The sequence below is a fragment of the Bordetella tumulicola genome, assembly GCF_965138755.1.
GTDB lineage: Bacteria > Pseudomonadota > Gammaproteobacteria > Burkholderiales > Burkholderiaceae_B > Bordetella_A > Bordetella_A tumulicola.
In genome coordinates, this window is sequence record NZ_CBCSFP010000003.1 from 19,904 (window position 1) to 36,764 (window position 16,861).

Sequence of the window (16,861 nt, forward strand, 5' to 3'; positions counted from 1 at the left end):
NCACGCCAGCCGTCATGAGTCAGTTGCGCGAGCATCTGCATCTGGACGCACTGACCGTCACACGTCAGACCGTGGGCGAGAACATTCGCGATGCACGCGTTAAAGACGACAAGATCATCCGGTCTCTGGCCGACCCGGTCAGCCAGCGGCCTGGCGTCGGCATTCTGCGCGGCAACCTGGCGCCCAACGGCGCCATTGTGAAGTTGTCCGCCGTGCCGGGCGAACGCGCTGAGTTTTCCGGTCCCGCCAATATCTACGAAGGCGAGGACGAAGCCATTGCAGCCCTGGGTCAAGGCCAAATCAATAAGGGCGACGTGATCGTACTGCGCAATATGGGCCCCAGCGGCGGACCAGGCACGGTGTTCGCCTGCAGCTTTGTGGCAGCCCTCAATGGCGCCGGTATCGCCGAGCACGTGGCTGTCGTCACTGACGGTGAATTGTCCGGCTTGAACCGGGGCATCATTGTCGGCCAGTTGATGCCGGAATCAGCAGCCGGCGGCCCGCTTGCCGTGGTCAGGCAGGGCGAGACTATCCATATCGACTTCGTCAACCGCAAGATCGACATGGATGTCCCACAGGATGAGATCGCCCGCCGCCTGGGTGAATGGCGTCCCCGCGAACTCGAACTGGGCGGCGGCAGCAGTACTTATCTCCTGCAGTATGCCCAACTGGTGCAGCCCATCGAGCAGGGCGCGGTGCTGGGCAAACGCAAGGTGCATGCGCACATCTCTTGACCCGTGCGGGTGCCCTTGCCTGGGCATCCGCGCCGGCCAAACCATAACAACGACACACTGAGACAACCCATCATGTCTACGCAAACAGAGGCACAGAAATCCAGGAAAGCGGGTCTCGCAGCATTTATCGGCACCGTTCTGGAATGGTATGACTTCATCATCTATGGCACCGCGGCGGCCATCGTACTGAACAAGGTTTTCTTTCCGAACAGTGACCCGCTGGTCGGCACCCTGGCCGCTTTTGCCACCTATGCGGTGGGATTTCTCGCCCGTCCCCTGGGCGGGCTCTTTCTCGGCTATCTGGGCGACAAGGTCGGCAGAAAGACGGTACTGGTACTGACGCTATTCCTGATGGGTGGCGCAACCACCGCCATCGGCCTGCTGCCGGGCTATGACAGCATCGGTTTATGGGCGCCGGCATTGCTGGTGCTAATGCGTTTGATCCAGGGTTTTGGCGCGGGTGGCGAATACGCAGGGGCCGTAGTGTTGTCGGTCGAGCACGCACAAAAAGGCAAGCGTGGCGCGGCTGGTGCCTGGGCGCCGCTAGGCTTTGCCGCCGCCACGCTGCTGGCCAACGCGGTGTTCTTCTTCTTCCTGAGCGTGCTGAGCGAAGAGCAGTTCATGGCCTGGGGATGGCGCATTCCCTTTCTGCTCGGCGCTGTCTGCGTACTAGTCGGCTACCTTATCCGGCGCAACATCGAGGAGCCGCCGGCCTTCGAGAAAGCCCAGCAGTCGCTACAGACAAAGAAGATCGGTCTGTTCTCGGCCATCAAGCATCATCCGCGCAGCTTCTTCATCGTCATCGGCTCGCGTATGGGCGAGAACGGCTTTGCCTACCTCTACCCGGTATTTTGCGTGTCGTACATGGTGACAACGCTCAAGATGGAAAAATCGATGGCATTGTGGGCTGTGATCATTGCATCGGCCATCCAATTGGTGACGATTCCGTTCTACGGCGCACTGTCCGATCGCATCGGTCGCAAGAAAGTCTACTTGGGCGGCATCATTCTCTCGGTACTATGGCTGGCGCCCTTTTTCATGCTGCTAGACGTGCAGGCCTTCTGGGCCGTGGTTCTGGGCTTCGTGGTCGGCCTGGGTATCGCCTACCCCGCGATGCTCTCGCCGCAGGCGGCCTGGTACGCGGAGCTCTTCGACACCGAGTTCCGTCTCGCAGGCTTCGCCTTCTCGCGAGAACTCGGGTCGCTGCTGGCGGGCGGTCTGGCACCCTTTATCGCGACGGCGCTCTACACCTATTATCAGCATTGGTGGCCCATCGTCGTGTACATGGGCGCCATGGGTATCCTGTCCATGATTGCGCTCGCACTGGGGCCTGAAACCGTGCACAAAGACATCGATTGACGTAGGGGCGACCGCCGTCAACGGCGGCTCGCGCCAATCAAGGAGACACCATGAACAGCAACAACACTGATTTCCCGGCCTGGCATCTCGAAAGCCGCTACGACGCCGTACCCGACCTGCCCGTTCTGGCGGAGGTCGATGTGCTGGTGGTGGGCGGTGGCGCCGCCGGCGTAGCTGCGGCGACGACGGCGGCCGAACACGGCAAGCGGACCATGGTGATAGAACGCTACGGTTTTTTTGGCGGCGCGGCCGTGGCCGGCATGTCGGGGACGATCTGCGGCATGTATCTGGCAAGCGATGTCCACACAGAACCCCGCCAAGTCGTGCAAGGATTCACCGAACGCTTTCGAACCGAGCTGGCCCGCCGCAATGGTGTCACGACACCGCAGCGCTACGGCAAGACTTGGACGGTTACGCACGATCCACTCATGTGGAGTGAGACGGCGGATCAACTCGTCGAGAATGCGGGAGCCAAAACACTCTTCCATACCAGCGTGACCGGCGTCATCGTGGAAAACGACGCGTGCACCGGCGTGATCGTCGAATCGGCCGCAGGACGTTCCGTCATCCTAGCCAAGCGCATCATCGACGCTTCGGGCGATGCTGCCGTCATCGCGCGCGCCGGCTACGGGTATGTCTTCGGCGATCACGGAAAGATCCAGAATCCGACTATGTTCTTCAGGCTCGGCCAGATCGACATGCCGCGATTTCTGGCCTACTGGGGCGAGGACACCATCAACCCGCCCAAGGTCAGCGAGGCGATTCAGCAGGCCGATGCCGACAGGCACTACGATTTGCCTCGCAAGAAAATCTGGATATTCCCAACCACCCGACCCAGCGAATTGCTGGTCAACGCGACCCGACTGACGGCCCGTGACGGCCATATGCTTAACGTCATCGATCCAGAAGACTTCACCGAAGCCGAGATCGCCGGACGCCGCCAGGTGCGTGAGTATGCGGCCTTCCTCGCGCACAACATCCCCGGCTGCGAAGCCAGCTACGTGGTGGATACCGGCACGCAGGTCGGTGTGCGCCAGACCCGCAGCATCGTGGGTGTCGAGACGCTGACCAACGACGACGTGCTGTCCTGCCGCAAGCGCGATGACGGCATCTGCAGAGTACCGTGGCCGATCGAGCTACATGCGGGTGAAAAACCCAAGCTGCACTGGTTGCTGGATGACTACTACGAGGTGCCCTATCTGGCCCTGGTCCCTGAACAAGGCGAGAATCTGATTGTCGCCGGCCGCTGCCTGAGCGCCGAACACGAAGCACTCGCCTCGGCGCGGGTTACCGCCCAATGCTTCGAGTACGGTCAGGCAGCCGCCGTCGCAGCCGTGTTGTCGATCGATACCGGCCGACGCTTGCGCGACATCCCGGGCCAGGAAGTACGCACAACGATGCAGGCATTGGGGAGTGCGCTGTAAGGTGCTGTGAGGCCAAGCGCTTTCATCAAACGACATGCGACGGCGAACACTCAGTTGACGAAATAGCTGCGTGGTGGACAACCAAGGGTGCGCCGAAACATAGCAGTAAAGGCGCTGGGACTGTCATAGCCCAAGTCCATCGCCACCGCAGTGACGCTTTGCCCCGATGCCAGCCTCGTCAGAGCCTCCATCAACCTGGCTTGCTGGCGCCAGCGCTGGAAATTCATTCCCGTCTCGGCAACGAAGTGTCTGGCCAGGGTACGCGAGCTCGCGCCTACTCGCCGCCCCCAGTCATCCAGAGTCAATCGGTCCCCCGGATTGCGCACGATACGTTCGCACACCTCCCGCAGGCGAGCATCGCGGGGCATGGGCAGGTGCAGCGCCGACACAGGTAGTTGACGCAATTCCAGCGCCATCAATTCGCGGATCAGGCGCAGCGCGAGCGAAGGCGGCTGGCCCGCCAGTTCCGCATGCCGCAGGACCAGCTCGCGCATCAGTCGCGACACCCCCACGACGCAACAGCTCGACTTCTGCAGACGCGGGAAACCGCGCGGAGCCAGATCCAGACTGCGCATCATGACCTCGGCACCATACGAGCGGATCTCATGGTCAGTATGAGGCGGCACCCAGATCGCGCGCTCTGGTGGCACAACCCAGCTCCCCTGTGCGGTAGAGACCGACATTACACCTTGTACAGCATAGATCAGGCGGGCGTGATCGTGGGCATGACGAGGCACCAATGCGCGCGCCGGCAGAGTCCTGACGACGACGGAGATAGTGCGAGCGCCTTTCGCGACGTTCAGCGGAGGCATGATGACGAATTCCATGTTGTCCAATTCTAGACGGTGAATGGCCGACACAGCACAGGAAGGACACACAAGCTTGTCTAGACTTCTTGTACGAGTTTCCGGCCAGCGTGCCGGTCCGTCATCCCTACATCTTCAAAAGGACATTTTCGATGCCCCTATTGGTATTAGCACTGCAGTCATGGAGCGGCCATGACTAGAAGCAAACTGATATTGGAAGCCCGCATCAACGAATACATGATGCGAGACAGCAATCCGCACGTCCCCTGGACCCCTGCAGAAATAGCGGACGCAGCCACCCAGGCGCGCGAGGCTGGCGCTGCCATCGTGCATTTCCATGTGCGACGCAGTGACGGTTCACCTGCCCATGACTATGAGACTTACGCCGAGACAATCCGGCTCATCCGTGCCGGCAGTGACATCCTCGTGCATCCTACCCTGGGGCAAATCACGCTGGCGGGAGAGACCACCAGACTCGCACACATCGAGCGGCTGTGCCTAGATCCTGCCTTGAAACCGGACTTCGCGCCCGTCGATCTAGGCAGCACCAATATTGACCGCTATGACGACGAGCACAAGTTCTACGAGACCACAGATCGCACCTATCTGAATTCGACGGGCACGCTGCAAGTGTTCGCGACGCGGCTACGCGAACTTGGAGTCAAGCCAGCGTTTATTTCATGGACAGTACCATTCACGCGCACGCTGGATGCTTTCATGGACATGGGCATCGCCGACGAGCCCGCTTACCTTCTTTTCGAAATGACCGATTCCGGCATACGCGGCGGTCATCCGGGCACTGTGCGCGGCCTGCGCGCTCACGTCGACTTTCTTCCACCTGGCCGTCGCATTGAGTGGACCGTGTGCAACAAGATCGGAAACCTGATCGCACCAGCAGCAGCAGCCATCGAAGAGGGTGGCCATATGGCTGTCGGGCTAGGCGACTACGTATATCCAGAAATGGGCACACCCACCAACGGTGAAGTCATTCGATTCTTCGCGCGCCTGGCGGCCGCGATGGGCCGTGAACTAGCCACTCCGCAAGAGGCGCGGGCCATGCTCGGCATGTCCTGATCGCGATCCACCATAACACGAACATTGCCCCCAACATCGATCCCATCAACGAGGAGACATCATGAAAAAATTCGCCATCGCGTTAGCAAGTGCGACCGTCATGTGTGCGGCATCTCATGCAGCGCACACGCCTGCCCATAATTTTCCTTCCGAGCCAGTGCGAATGATTGTGCCTTTCCCGCCCGGAGGCGGTTCAGATATCGTTGCACGCGTGATTTCCACGACGCTCACCGCGAAATGGAAGCAATCAGTTATTGTCGAGAACAAGGGTGGCGCCGGCGGCAATGTCGGATCGGGATACGTCGCCCACGCGAAACCTGACGGCTACACGCTAATCCTGGGCAATACAGCCACCCATGCGGTAAACCCCAGTCTGTATAAACACCTGTCCTTCGACCTTGTCAAGGATTTCATTCCCGTGGCTTACATCAGCACGGGCCCACACGTACTGGCAGTGAGTCCCAATCTGAACATACACAGCGTAGCCGACCTGGTGCAGCTGGCTCAGGCTGAGCCAGGCAAACTGAACTATGCATCGTTTGGCAGCGGTAGCACAGCACACCTGGCAGGAGAAATATTCAAGAAGGCAGCGCACATATCATGGACGCACGTGCCCTATCGCGGTACCGGTCCAGCCGTCGTAGATTTGATGGGCGGCCAGGTGCAGGCGATGTTCGTGCCAATCGCCGCCGCAATGCCACTCTTGCAGTCAGGTAAGCTGCAGGCCCTGGCGGTGACGAGTCTACAACGATCGCCCTTCCTGCCCAAGATTCCCACAATGGCGGAGCAAGGCTATCCGGGCTTCCAGGCGGACCTCTGGTACGGTTTGTTCGCGCCGGCCGAGACACCTCCGCCAGTAGTCGCGAAAATCGCAGCCGACACACTCGCAGCATTGAAGAACAAGGATGCGCAGGACGCGTTAGCAGCCCAGGGAATGGAAGTCACTGCGCAGGGACCGGACCAATTCCACCCTTTTGTCACGGCCGAAATCGAAAAATGGGCAACCGCCGTGCATGATTCTGGCGCCAAGGTAGACTGACGCATAGGGAAGACACGGCAGATTGAATAGAAGCCACTCCTACTTGTTCCGAACAACAAAAAGCCCGTCAGAAAGTAATTCGTACGGGCTTTTTATCCTATCCAAGACATCCTTGGATTAATTCATCCTTGGTGCGACCGCGAGACTCGAATTTCATAGACAAGCCTATTCCCACGGCGGTGGGTGCAGGAAAGACTCTCCGCCGGGGAAGTGCTGCCACATGGACAAAAAAGCCGGGACTGTGCATTGCCATTATTGAGTGCTCCCCAACCCACCCCACCGAGAAGCTGATGAATGAGGATGCTTAAAGTCGAATTTGTTCGAACTTGCCGTTCATTCGCCATGGTACCCTCACTGCTGCGCCGCCCTGGATCCGTATTACGTAATCCTCTATCGACGGCCACCAGCGCACAAGGTTCTGGGCCTTGTCCCAGTATTTGTGGTCTGACCATTGCTTGCTCAGCACGAAAACCATTAGGCCTGACTTCCTCAGCGCCTCACGCTCCAAATCATTTTTGCGTAGACCGTCCTGCGAGATCACCGCCCATCCTCCTTCCCGTCCGAGCGGCTGGATCCACTCATGATCCGGCGTCGCAGGAGGGAACTTCTCTTTGAGATGTATGATCTCGGAAGCAATACCGCGCGAGCCCTTGCTGAGCTCGCGGATTCCCGCAGCAAGGTACGGGGAAAGGTTGTTATCGAAGAAGAACTTCAAGCGGCCAAGAGCTGGCTTTCGTACTTCACTGCCGCATTAACTTCAGCGGGAGTGATGTCGAACTCGGCAGCTACGGTTTTGTTGTCGCCCTCGACATGCATAGCCTGAGCAATCACATCAGTGGGTATGCCATGCCTTGACAAGACGGGGCGACCAAACGCAATCTCAGGGTCTAACACGATCACCCGGCTGTTCTTTACCGGATGCCACCGCAGCGCCGCGCCATCGGCGTCAAAAAGGATGCCGGCATAAAGGTTTGGACGGATTATGTGCTCGAACACCAATTGCCGCTTGACCAGGTCAGTGAGTTCTCCATCAGAACTTACTGCCTCATAGAATATCGACTTCCCATCTGTTAAAAATCGGTTCGTAGTGAAAGGATATGGGGTCTTGAATAGAACTCGCGAGCTTTCGATAGCAGCCCTGATAACGCGAGTCGGCAGCCCGCTGTCGGAAAATGCCTTGACGATTCGTAGCTCCATCAAGTCCCGGAATCCCAGAACTTTTTCACCCGTATCTGCATACTGGGACCGCCATAGAGGAGGAAGTGCCTTGCCTTTATTCTTATAACCAAACAGCCAGCGGCTTACCTCACGAACCGATGATTTCGTGATTGCAGCTGCTTGGTTCGGGGTGTAGAGGCCTTGGCCGATCAAATTCATGGGTACCTTCCATACAGCAGTGTTTGTACCACAGTGGGCAGCGGTTGCCATCCCTTCCACAACCGCCTTCGGGCGGTTTTCTATTGCCTATCGTGTTGATGTGCTTCCAACGCCAACATCGACCGTGCCGTACATCTCCACCACACTCCCCTCCGTCTGGCCTGCTTCGTTCTTATGCGCGCATCCTGCCAGGCCGACAATCAGAATTGCGACGGCAACAAAGCGGGGAAGGTTTCCAGAAATCATGCGGGCATCCTCGAACTATTCTGAGACCTCATTCTATGCCACCGCCCGCTCTAGGGCAGTGCTGCTATAGCCGGCCAAGCCAATCACTCGGCACAACGCCACCGCCTTAGGACGGTTTTCTTTTGCCCCTAGCGGTCGTTCTTCGACCACCCTTCCCTAGCTAATCGCTAGGGAAGGGATCGGCAACGTATAGCTAAGGTCCAATTCTATCTGTGCCCACCTACGCACTTGTCGGAATGCTCGCCAAAATTTCGGATCTCTAGCCGAATCCGCCGGCAATATCGCCTATAGCGCGCAGCAATTCTCTATCTCCTGTCAGTTCGACACAGCAGGGAAAGGCATATCAGATCCCGTTGCCTTGGAATGGGCAACTGCTCACTCACTCATGCAAATGCAGTGGATTTTTGAAACAGATCCATTGCGTATCATCGACGGGCCCGGTGCCTTGACGAAAAGAGTAGGAGCGGCCGAGAGTGCCGCATTAGTATCGGACGTTTTCTGGAAAGTCCCCACCTTGACCGATGGCCGCCTTCAGCGATACGACGTAGACGCATAGACAACAAAAAACCCGCGCTCACTCAGGAGAATCGCGGGTTCCGTAGACTTCTGTGTACTACCTGATATTAATCCTTGGTGCCGACGGCGAGACTCGAACTCGCACAGCTTTCGCCACTACCCCCTCAAGATAGCGTGTCTACCAATTCCACCACGTCGGCTTCACATTCCGGAAAGCGCTATAAGCTCCCCAGGAAAGTCGGGCATTCTAGCACGAATTTGATGCCTCAGCCAACCGACTGAGGCATCAATCTACCACTCGCTATTGAGCGGGTTTGGGTTGCTCGGGTTGAGCAGGCTCAGCGGCGGGCTTCTCAGCAGCAGGTTGCTCAGTGGCAGGCTTCTCGGCAGCAGGCTTCTCAGTAGCAGGCTGTTCAGCAGCAGGTTGCTCGGTCGGTGCGGTCGGTGCGGTCGGTGCAGCGGGCACATCGGCCGGCGGCGTGGACTCGGGCTGAGCCGGGGCCGAAGGTGTAGCGGGCGCTTGAGGCACGGAGGCATCAGGCTGGGCTGGAGTCGGGGCCGACGTCGATGGCGGCACGGAGGACGAACCGCTGCTCGAGCCCGGGACTTGAGGCACCGAACGGTCAGCCGGGACACTCTGCATTACCCCGGAGTCCATGGCGCCAGAGTTCGACGTGCCCTGGTGGCTGAGGTATGCCAGGCCCAAGGTCGAGGCAAAGAACACCACAGCCGCCCACTTGGTCGTGCGCGAAAGAAAGTTGGCGGCCCCGGTAGCACCGAACAGGCTGCCGGACGAACCGCTACCGAACGCCGAACCCATGTCGGCGCCCTTGCCCTGCTGGAGCAGGACCAGCGCGATGATCCCCAGGGCGGACACTACCTGTACGACCAGCAAAATGGTAAGTGGCAAAGAAGACATTAAGAGAGACTCCGAAAACTTAGGCTGCGGCAATGCGCAGGAATTCTTCGGCCACCAAGGATGCGCCACCTACAAGCGCGCCATCGATGTCCGGCATAGCAAATAAAGTGGCTGCGTTGGCGGCCTTGACGCTGCCACCGTAGAGCACGCGTACTTGGCCTGCCCCCAAGCCACGCAAGGCGACGCGAATTGCGCCGTGAACCTCCTGGGCTTGCTCGGGTGTGGCAGTAAGGCCGGTGCCAATGGCCCAGACGGGCTCATAAGCCAGCACCATACGCGACAACGCCTCGACGCCCAACGCCAGAACGGGCTCAAGTTGGCGTTCGATCACACCCAACGTATTGCCGTTCTCGCGATCGGCCAGCGACTCGCCCACGCACACCACGGGTGTCAAACCCGAGTCGAGGGCGGCACGGGCCTTGTCAGCGACAAGCTGATCGGTTTCACCGTGCAACGTGCGGCGCTCGGAGTGGCCAACCAGCGTCAGACGGCAGCCGAAGTCTTTCAGCATGGCGCCGGATACCTCGCCCGTGAAGGCGCCCTTGGTGTGCGCACTGATGTCTTGCGCGCCCCAAGAGACGGTGCTGCCGTCCAGGGCGGAAGCTGCCTGGGCCAGATACGGGAACGGCACGCAAACACCGATTTCGCAATGCGAAGCCGAATCGGCTGCACGCAACGCCGCCAACAGCGCGGCGTTCTCGGTCAGGTTGCCGTGCATCTTCCAGTTGCCCAGCACGAGACGGGCGCGGTTTTCAACAGAGGTCATGGCGCAAAACGGAGAAGTTGGGAGGCCCGGACCAAAATCCGGGTCAAACCCAAGATTGTATCCTGTTTACCGGAGATTACGCCGTTCTGTGAAAGCAGGCGTTACACCGTAAGGATAATTTTGCCGATATTTTCGCCGGCTTCCATCATGGCGTGCGCCGCCGCGGCCTGTTCCAGCGGCAATGTAGCGTGCACGATCGGCTTGATACTGCCCTGCTCCAGCAACGGCCATACGCGCGCACGCAGGGCCTTGGCAATTTCCCCCTTAAAGGCCACCGGACGGGGACGCAGCGTGGACCCGGTCAGGGTCAGGCGACGGCGCAGGATCTGATTGCCGTCCACCTCGGAACGCGCTCCGCCCAACAACGCGATGACCACGATACGACCATCGTCGGCCAGACATTTCATGTCACGATTGATGTAGTCGCCTGCGACCATATCCAGGATCACATTGACGCCGGCGCCGCCCGTCGCCTCACGCACGACCTCGACAAAGTCTTGCGTTTTGTAGTTGATGCCTTTGGCCGCACCCAACGTCTCGACCGCACGGGCGCGCTCGTCGCTGCCCACGGTGGCGTAGACCGGGTTGCCCATGGCACGCGCCAACTGAATCGCCGTCGTCCCTATACCACTCGCGCCGCCATGCACCAGCAACGACTCGCCGTCCTGCAGGGCGCCACGATCAAACACGTTGCTCCAGACGGTGAAATAGGTCTCGGGCAAACCAGCGGCTTCGATTTCGGACAGCCCCTTGGGAATGGGCAGACACTGCACGGCGGGCGCAACGCAGTACTCGGCATAGCCACCGCCCGCAATCAGCGCGCAGACCTTGTCGCCGATCGCAAATCCACCCGCGGCCACATCGCCGCCCACGATTTCACCCGCGACTTCCAGGCCCGGCAGATCCGACGCACCGGGAGGCGGGGCGTAGTTACCCTTGCGCTGAAACACGTCAGGACGATTGATGCCAGCTGCGGCAACTTTAATCAGCACCTCGCCCACGCCGGGCTCTGGCACGGGCCGTTCCGTCGGAACCAATACCTCGGGACCACCGGGTTGAGAGATTTCTATTGCTCGCATCGCACGCCTCTTCGGTTAAATAGATTATTATTGCGCCCTTTACGGGAGATCCAAACCGTTTGTGTGACATCACTGTCCGCGGATTGGACGACCGAGCTGCGGTATCATCCGCAGCACAGGACGGAAGCGTGGCCGAGCGGTTGAAGGCACCGGTCTTGAAAACCGGCGAGGGTTTGCGCCCTCCGTGGGTTCGAATCCCACCGCTTCCGCCAATGAGTTGCACCCATGGCGAAATTGGTAGACGCAAGGGACTTAAAATCCCTCGCCGCAAGGCATGCCGGTTCGATTCCGGCTGGGTGCACCAATAAAAACAAGGTGCGCCCAATGACAGGACGCCCCATTCTCGGGAACTAGCAGTTCCCCTTCTTTGCCTGCCCCGGAGGGCAGAATCCGCCACCACCACCGCCGCCGCCATGCGGGTCAACGATGATGGCACCATCCGGCGTATACACCGCGCAACCGGTAAGCAAAGAGGCCATCAGGGCCAGACTACAGAGAATTTTCATATCCAAACACAAAGTTGATGATGTGCGCGGAGTGTATTGCCGAAATCTGAAACAAGGTTCTATCCGCAGTTACCAACTGTAGGCCCGCCCCGCCCTAGCCCAGCAGGGTAGGAAGGGATTGAGTTACAAACCGGCTAAACAATCGGGAAAACCCTTACTTAACGCCTACCCCTTGCGTTAAGATGTTTGCCATCTATCGCTCACTATCTTCGCATGGACGCTTATATCGACCAACTCGGCCAGTTCATTCAGGCCAACCAGGACTGGGCCGGGCCGATTGTTTTTCTGTTGACCCTCGGCGAATCGCTGATCGTCGTCGGGCTGGTCATTCCCGCGACCGCATTGATGTTGCTCACAGGCGGCCTGATTGGCGCCGGTACGCTGTCGCCCTGGAATGTGTTGGTCTGGGGTATTGCCGGGGCGATCATCGGCGATACGCTGTCGTATGGATTGGGCCGCTGGCTGGGCCGGGACATGCTTCGCCGCTGGCCGTTCAGGCAACAACGCACGGCCGTCGCGCGTGCGCGTTTGTTCTTCTTCCGATATGGTTTTGCGTCAGTATTCGTCGGACGCTTTTTAGGGCCGATCCGTTCGACCATTCCGACGGTGGCGGGCCTGATGAAGATGAAGCACGTGCGTTTTCAGTTGGCGAATGTCTTGTCGGCGGTGGCCTGGCTGCCGATCATGTTGGCGCCGGGGTTCATCACCGCGCGCGGCATGGAGGCGATGCAAGGCTCTCAACACATGGGCCTGATGATCGGCACAGCCGCCTCCGTACTGCTGGGAGGCGGGTTGCTGGTGGCCTTTATGCGCAGGCGTCAGCCAGCCGAACGCATTCGCACTGGACGCGACTGATTGTTCTCCGCCGAACAACTGCAGGCCCGCAGTCACACGTCCAAAAGTTAACCAAAGAAAAAGCGCATTTTTTATCGCGTCGCGTCATTGGCCAACCGGCGCTTGATTTGCATGAGCACCGCCCGCCTGCACCATATCGCGGAGAAGATCGGGCACCGGGTCGCCCGATAGCGTTGCGCCATCGGGCCGCACGATGCAATGGTCAGGCAGGTCGATACGAATGGACTCACCTTCGGCGATGTCACCGGCGCGTTCGCACACTTGCGTGAAACTCGGGCACGGGGTTGCGACATCAACATACGCAGCATGGCGCGCTTTGTTCTGCCTTTCATGAGGGCCTCTTATTGTGGGAAACAACATGGGTGGTCAACACGGGGCAACCGCCGCAACCGGCGCTGTCCCTACTGTCGCAAAGGTATGCACAGCGCGTTATGGTTATGCGTGCCCCCCTCGGCCGTCTATCGGTTTCACGTCACTGACTATCGGAAAAACGCACTTTTTTATTGTTTCGCGATGGTTGTCCATTAGTATGTAGACACCCAGCCCATGTGAAATCAGATGATCGCCTCTCTATTTGCCCAGGTGCCATTCGAGCAGTATCGGATCGTGAACACCGCCGATCCCGATCAAGCGCGGCAGCAGATAGGTCAGATACTCAATTCGTACCGGTTGCAAGTCATTCGCGGGCGCATCCTCCACAGCCGGCTGGACGTGGTCCCTTGCGGGCGCCTGTCGTTGCTCAAGAGCAGGCATGGATACGGGGCAGACATCAGCATTGATCCCGATTGTCACGGCCTGGATGGCTATTACCTGCTGGTGCTGCCCACACAGGGGCGGGCGGAGTTTCATTTCGATGGACGCCGCATAGAGGTTGCGCCCAATAAAGCGTTCCTCATCAGCCCCGACAGGCGGTTTTACTTCAGCGTCAGCCACGACTACGAACAGGTTCTGCTGCGTCTGGACCGCTCGGCCATCGCCGATGCCTGGCAGCGTCTGACGGGACAAGAACAGGCGCCCGACATCTGTTTCGATGCGATCATTCCCTTGTATACGGCCGGCTGGCAAGCGCTGCTGCCCATGTTGCAATGGGTGGTGCGATGCTCGGGCCTGGGCCCAGGTCAGAACACCACCCACGCGGCCCTGCTGGCCCGAACCGAGATGCTGGTCGCCACCACCTTGCTACTGCACCAACCGCACAGCATGGCGGAGCACCTCTGGCCGGCACCACCGCCCTCCTCTCCTCAGACTATCCGACGCGCGCAAGCCTATATGCTTGAACACCGGGGCGAACGCCTGCCGGTGGCCATGGTCGCCAGCCATTGCGGTCTGTCGGTCAGGCGCTTGCAAACGCTGTTCCAGAATGAATGCGGACAATCGCCATTGCAATGGCTGCGTATGCAGCGTCTGCAATCGATCCGACAGACCTTGTTGCAAGCCGATGACGCGAGCAAAGTCAGTGAAATCGCAACACGCTTTGGCTTCACCCACCTAGGCGAGTTTTCGCGGGCGTACCGGCAGGCTTTCGGCGAAACACCACAACAAACACGCGGTAGATGACCGGACCTGCTAAACCGTGGGGGTGTTCAAGCCTTCATCGGATGTCGTGGCAACGAGCCATTGGCCAACCGGCGTTTGATTTGCATCAGCAAACCTCCCGCCTGCACCATATCGAGCAGAAAATCGGGCACCGGGTCGCACGGTAGCGTTACGCCATTGGCCCGCACGATGCAATGACGAGGCAGGTCAATACGAATGGACTCGCCTTCAGCGATCTCACCAGCGCGTTCGCACGTGAGCAACAACAACCCGACGTTAAAGCCATTGCGAAAATACAGGCCACCGAAGCTCGGGGCAATCACCGCACACAGGCCCAGCTCGACCAATGCAGCGGCAGCCTGCTCGCGCGAGGATCCGATCCCAAAATTGCGACCTGCCACCAACACATCGCCCGGTTGCACACCGCTAGCGAAATCGGGCCGTACGCCTTCCAGACAATGGCGGGCAATGTCTGCAATGCCAAACTTCATATAGGCGCCTGGTGCAAGTTGATCGGTATCGACATCGTCGCCCACGCACCAGGCTTTATGCATTGTCGTCATTGCAGCACCTCGCGCGGGTCGGCGATCCGACCGGCCAGGGCGGATGCCGCCACGGTATACGGAGAGGCCAGATAGACCTGGGCACTGGCTGATCCCATGCGCCCCTTGAAGTTGCGTGCCGTCGTCGCAATGACATTGGCATGCTCGGGAATAGAGCCGCCATAGCCGGAGCACGCACCGCATGAAGTTGGCAGCAACGTGGCCCCCGCCTGCGTCAGCTCGGATAACACCCCCTCGGCCTCGGCCGCCGCCTGCTCGCGCTGGCTGGCGGGCGCCACCATCAGGCTGACGCCCGCGGCGATGCGACGCCCCTGCAGTACACGTGCGGCCGCCCGCAGGTCTTCGAGCTTGGCGCCGGTACAAGCGCCGATATAGGCCACCTGTATCGGCGTATCGGGATAAGCATGCACCGGCGCGGTATTTGCCGGACTATGGGGCGCGGCGACCTGGGGATCCAGCTCCTGGGCATCGAAATCATGCCATTGCGCATCGGCATCCGGATCGGAGTACCAGTGGCTGACATCCACGGCAGGCGCGCCGACGTCGTGCAAGTAGCGGACCGTCGTCTCATCGGGCGCCACCAACCCCGCCTGTGCGCCCAACTCCGCCGACAAATTCGATAGTGTCATCCGCTCTTGCATGGAAAGCGCACGCACGGTCTCGCCGCAAAACTCCACGGCCTGGTAGCGACCGCCGTTCATCCCAAAGCGCCCTATCATGTGCAACATCATGTCTTTGGCCATCACGCCATCGGCCAGGCGGCCATTCCAGCGCATCATCAGCGTTTCGGGAACGCGCATCCAGATTTCGCCGCTGGTGACTACACCCAGCATTTCCGTGCTGCCCACGCCAAACATGTAGGCACCAAAAGCGCCGCCAGTCGGCGAATGCGAATCGCCGCCGACGCAGAACATGCCGGGGCGCAGATGGCCATGCTCGGGCACTACGACATGGCAGATCCCGACCGAGTCATAAACGTGGGGCAACGCCTGTTCGCGCGCCCAATCGCGGGCGATACGAACAATGCGACGCGACTCATCATCGGACTCGGGCACGTAGTGATCCATGACCAGCACGACTTTGGACCGATCCCACAAACCGGTGCCCAACTCTTCGAGCATCGGCTTGAGCCGGCGTGGGCCACTAGAGTCGTGAAACATGGCCAGATCGACCTGGCACGTAACGATATCGCCGACACGCACGGCCTCACGACCGGACGCGGCGGCCAGCAGCTTCTGAGCAAGAGTTTGGCTAGTCATGGTGAAAATTTCCTTCAGGCACGCGCCCGGACCGGCATGCCGGCGGGCAGCCATGATGGTTCGCCGGGCAAGTCGTGGGCTTGCATATCCATACGGTATTCGTAACGGTCGGGCCGGTACTGGGCATGCAACCACTCCACCGGTCGACCTGACACATCGCGCACCAACCGATGCAGGCTAAGCAACGCCGACCCGACCGGCACGCCCAGCAGCCCGGCAACCACGGGCTCGGCGAGCAACGCGGAGATCGACTGTTCGGCACGCGCCACGTGTATACCTAAATCGCGAAAAATTGCCAGCAACGGCTTGGACGCCAAATCCTCCCGCCGTATGCGCTGGCCGATATCGCCCGGCACATAGGTGGTCAAACAAGAAAACGGCTGCCCCCGATAGCGGCGCACCCGCACCGACCGCTGCACAAGGGTGCCGATCTCCAGTTCCAGGCGCGTCGCCACATACGCCGCTGCGGGCATGGCCTCCAGCTCGAGCAGACTCACCTGCGTTTGCATGCCCATATTGGCCAAGTGCGCCATCAGCGCATCGATATCCGAACTATGCTGTGTCGCCGACAGCGCGGCGCCTTGCAGGGCAAACGTGCCCCGCCCCTGGCGACGCTCGATCAATCCTTCGGACTCCAACGCTTGCAGCGAGCGCCGTATCGTCAGTCGCGATACGGCGTACTCCGTGGCCAGGGCATTCTCGCCCGGCATGGCGCTATCCGTCGCGAACCCACCGATCTGCAGCCGCTGCTTCAGCAACAGATAGACCTTGTGATAAAGCGGCAAGGGACTCGCAGGCACGAC

16 protein-coding genes, 3 tRNA genes and 2 pseudogenes are annotated in these 16,861 nt (G+C 59.8%); 9 read left to right on the forward strand and 12 right to left on the reverse strand.

Annotation, left to right across the window (positions count from 1 at the left end):
• Position 1: 1 nt before the first annotated feature.
• The 3 genes and pseudogenes from ACNAZS_RS10325 to ACNAZS_RS10335 all read left to right on the forward strand — a co-directional run.
• Positions 2-734: pseudogene (locus ACNAZS_RS10325) on the forward strand (dihydroxy-acid dehydratase); the annotation flags it as partial.
• Positions 735-806: 72 nt separating this feature from the next.
• The gene (locus ACNAZS_RS10330) at positions 807-2,093 is read left to right on the forward strand and encodes an MFS transporter (protein ID WP_415788943.1); all 1,287 of its coding nucleotides are present in this window, start codon (positions 807-809) and stop codon (positions 2,091-2,093) included.
• A gap of 50 nt (positions 2,094-2,143) precedes the next feature.
• The gene (locus ACNAZS_RS10335; RefSeq protein ID WP_415788945.1) at positions 2,144-3,517 is read left to right on the forward strand and encodes an FAD-dependent oxidoreductase; all 1,374 of its coding nucleotides are present in this window, start codon (positions 2,144-2,146) and stop codon (positions 3,515-3,517) included.
• A gap of 50 nt (positions 3,518-3,567) precedes the next feature.
• On the opposite strand, the gene ACNAZS_RS10340 is transcribed toward ACNAZS_RS10335, so the two are convergent.
• Complete coding sequence (locus ACNAZS_RS10340; RefSeq protein WP_415788947.1) at positions 3,568-4,344, reverse strand: AraC family transcriptional regulator; 777 nt, start codon at positions 4,342-4,344, stop codon at positions 3,568-3,570.
• Positions 4,345-4,515: 171 nt separating this feature from the next.
• Between ACNAZS_RS10340 and ACNAZS_RS10345 the strand changes: the two genes are divergently transcribed.
• Together ACNAZS_RS10345 and ACNAZS_RS10350 are read left to right on the forward strand one after the other, a co-directional pair.
• Positions 4,516-5,397, forward strand: a complete 882-nt coding sequence (locus ACNAZS_RS10345) for a beta-keto acid cleavage family enzyme (RefSeq protein WP_415788949.1) — start codon at positions 4,516-4,518, stop codon at positions 5,395-5,397.
• Positions 5,398-5,458: 61 nt separating this feature from the next.
• Positions 5,459-6,436: a Bug family tripartite tricarboxylate transporter substrate binding protein gene (locus tag ACNAZS_RS10350; RefSeq protein WP_415788951.1), complete on the forward strand. Its 978-nt coding sequence runs from the start codon at positions 5,459-5,461 to the stop codon at positions 6,434-6,436.
• Between the two features lie 304 nt (positions 6,437-6,740).
• On the opposite strand, the gene ACNAZS_RS10355 is transcribed toward ACNAZS_RS10350, so the two are convergent.
• The 6 genes and pseudogenes from ACNAZS_RS10355 to ACNAZS_RS10380 all read right to left on the reverse strand — a co-directional run bounded on the left by ACNAZS_RS10355 (position 6,741) and on the right by ACNAZS_RS10380 (position 11,339).
• The gene (locus ACNAZS_RS10355; protein WP_415788953.1) at positions 6,741-7,151 is read right to left on the reverse strand and encodes a PIN-like domain-containing protein; all 411 of its coding nucleotides are present in this window, start codon (positions 7,149-7,151) and stop codon (positions 6,741-6,743) included.
• Positions 7,148-7,813, reverse strand: a complete 666-nt coding sequence (locus tag ACNAZS_RS10360) for a DUF433 domain-containing protein (RefSeq protein ID WP_415788955.1) — start codon at positions 7,811-7,813, stop codon at positions 7,148-7,150. Before ACNAZS_RS10360 ends, ACNAZS_RS10355 begins: the two co-directional genes overlap by 4 nt.
• 877 nt (positions 7,814-8,690) lie before the next feature.
• A tRNA-Leu gene (locus ACNAZS_RS10365) sits at positions 8,691-8,775 on the reverse strand.
• Positions 8,776-9,041: 266 nt separating this feature from the next.
• Positions 9,042-9,494 (reverse strand): annotated as a pseudogene (secG, locus tag ACNAZS_RS10370) (preprotein translocase subunit SecG); the annotation flags it as partial.
• A gap of 19 nt (positions 9,495-9,513) precedes the next feature.
• The gene (tpiA, locus tag ACNAZS_RS10375; RefSeq protein WP_415788957.1) at positions 9,514-10,260 is read right to left on the reverse strand and encodes a triose-phosphate isomerase; all 747 of its coding nucleotides are present in this window, start codon (positions 10,258-10,260) and stop codon (positions 9,514-9,516) included.
• 101 nt (positions 10,261-10,361) lie between these two features.
• Positions 10,362-11,339: an NAD(P)H-quinone oxidoreductase gene (locus ACNAZS_RS10380; RefSeq protein ID WP_415788959.1), complete on the reverse strand. Its 978-nt coding sequence runs from the start codon at positions 11,337-11,339 to the stop codon at positions 10,362-10,364.
• Between the two features lie 122 nt (positions 11,340-11,461).
• Here ACNAZS_RS10380 and ACNAZS_RS10385 point away from each other — a divergent pair.
• Both ACNAZS_RS10385 and ACNAZS_RS10390 read left to right on the forward strand, forming a co-directional pair.
• Positions 11,462-11,551: transfer RNA gene (locus tag ACNAZS_RS10385), tRNA-Ser, on the forward strand.
• 7 nt (positions 11,552-11,558) lie between these two features.
• Positions 11,559-11,643 (forward strand) — tRNA-Leu (locus ACNAZS_RS10390).
• A gap of 46 nt (positions 11,644-11,689) precedes the next feature.
• Here the strand turns inward: ACNAZS_RS10390 and ACNAZS_RS10395 are convergent.
• Positions 11,690-11,845, reverse strand: a complete 156-nt coding sequence (locus tag ACNAZS_RS10395) for a hypothetical protein (protein WP_415788961.1) — start codon at positions 11,843-11,845, stop codon at positions 11,690-11,692.
• 213 nt (positions 11,846-12,058) lie between these two features.
• Between ACNAZS_RS10395 and ACNAZS_RS10400 the strand changes: the two genes are divergently transcribed.
• Entirely contained in the window at positions 12,059-12,700 is a 642-nt protein-coding gene (locus ACNAZS_RS10400) for a DedA family protein (protein WP_415788963.1), read from the forward strand.
• Positions 12,701-12,784: 84 nt separating this feature from the next.
• On the opposite strand, the gene ACNAZS_RS10405 is transcribed toward ACNAZS_RS10400, so the two are convergent.
• Positions 12,785-12,961, reverse strand: coding sequence for a 3-isopropylmalate dehydratase small subunit (locus ACNAZS_RS10405; protein ID WP_415788965.1), 177 nt, complete (start codon positions 12,959-12,961; stop codon positions 12,785-12,787).
• A gap of 297 nt (positions 12,962-13,258) precedes the next feature.
• On the opposite strand from ACNAZS_RS10405, the gene ACNAZS_RS10410 reads away from it, so the two are divergent.
• The gene (locus tag ACNAZS_RS10410; RefSeq protein WP_415788967.1) at positions 13,259-14,257 is read left to right on the forward strand and encodes an AraC-like ligand-binding domain-containing protein; all 999 of its coding nucleotides are present in this window, start codon (positions 13,259-13,261) and stop codon (positions 14,255-14,257) included.
• A gap of 26 nt (positions 14,258-14,283) precedes the next feature.
• Here ACNAZS_RS10410 and ACNAZS_RS10415 read toward each other — a convergent pair whose 3' ends face one another.
• Genes ACNAZS_RS10415 through ACNAZS_RS10425 form a run of 3 tightly spaced genes read right to left on the reverse strand, consistent with a single transcriptional unit; the run spans position 14,284 to position 16,858 of the window.
• Positions 14,284-14,799 (reverse strand): LeuD/DmdB family oxidoreductase small subunit, encoded by a 516-nt coding sequence (locus ACNAZS_RS10415; RefSeq protein ID WP_415788969.1) that lies wholly within the window; start codon positions 14,797-14,799, stop codon positions 14,284-14,286.
• On the reverse strand, positions 14,796-16,058 hold the full coding sequence (locus ACNAZS_RS10420; RefSeq protein ID WP_415788971.1) for a 3-isopropylmalate dehydratase large subunit: 1,263 nt from the start codon (positions 16,056-16,058) through the stop codon (positions 14,796-14,798). Before ACNAZS_RS10420 ends, ACNAZS_RS10415 begins: the two co-directional genes overlap by 4 nt.
• 14 nt (positions 16,059-16,072) lie before the next feature.
• On the reverse strand, positions 16,073-16,858 hold the full coding sequence (locus ACNAZS_RS10425; protein ID WP_415788973.1) for a GntR family transcriptional regulator: 786 nt from the start codon (positions 16,856-16,858) through the stop codon (positions 16,073-16,075).
• Positions 16,859-16,861: the final 3 nt, after the last annotated feature.

Excerpts from the sequence above, each read along its gene's own strand:
- ACNAZS_RS10330 (WP_415788943.1), top strand. The coding sequence starts at position 807 with ATGTCTACGCAAACAGAGGCACAGAAATCCAGGAAAGCGGGTCTCGCA.
- ACNAZS_RS10335 (WP_415788945.1), top strand. The coding sequence starts at position 2,144 with ATGAACAGCAACAACACTGATTTCCCGGCCTGGCATCTCGAAAGCCGC.
- ACNAZS_RS10340 (WP_415788947.1), bottom strand. The coding sequence starts at position 4,344 with ATGGAATTCGTCATCATGCCTCCGCTGAACGTCGCGAAAGGCGCTCGC.
- ACNAZS_RS10345 (WP_415788949.1), top strand. The coding sequence starts at position 4,516 with ATGACTAGAAGCAAACTGATATTGGAAGCCCGCATCAACGAATACATG.
- ACNAZS_RS10350 (WP_415788951.1), top strand. The coding sequence starts at position 5,459 with ATGAAAAAATTCGCCATCGCGTTAGCAAGTGCGACCGTCATGTGTGCG.
- ACNAZS_RS10360 (WP_415788955.1), bottom strand. The coding sequence starts at position 7,813 with ATGAATTTGATCGGCCAAGGCCTCTACACCCCGAACCAAGCAGCTGCA.
- tpiA (WP_415788957.1), bottom strand. The coding sequence starts at position 10,260 with ATGACCTCTGTTGAAAACCGCGCCCGTCTCGTGCTGGGCAACTGGAAG.
- ACNAZS_RS10380 (WP_415788959.1), bottom strand. The coding sequence starts at position 11,339 with ATGCGAGCAATAGAAATCTCTCAACCCGGTGGTCCCGAGGTATTGGTT.
- ACNAZS_RS10395 (WP_415788961.1), bottom strand. The coding sequence starts at position 11,845 with ATGAAAATTCTCTGTAGTCTGGCCCTGATGGCCTCTTTGCTTACCGGT.
- ACNAZS_RS10400 (WP_415788963.1), top strand. The coding sequence starts at position 12,059 with ATGGACGCTTATATCGACCAACTCGGCCAGTTCATTCAGGCCAACCAG.
- ACNAZS_RS10410 (WP_415788967.1), top strand. The coding sequence starts at position 13,259 with ATGATCGCCTCTCTATTTGCCCAGGTGCCATTCGAGCAGTATCGGATC.
- ACNAZS_RS10415 (WP_415788969.1), bottom strand. The coding sequence starts at position 14,799 with ATGACGACAATGCATAAAGCCTGGTGCGTGGGCGACGATGTCGATACC.
- ACNAZS_RS10420 (WP_415788971.1), bottom strand. The coding sequence starts at position 16,058 with ATGACTAGCCAAACTCTTGCTCAGAAGCTGCTGGCCGCCGCGTCCGGT.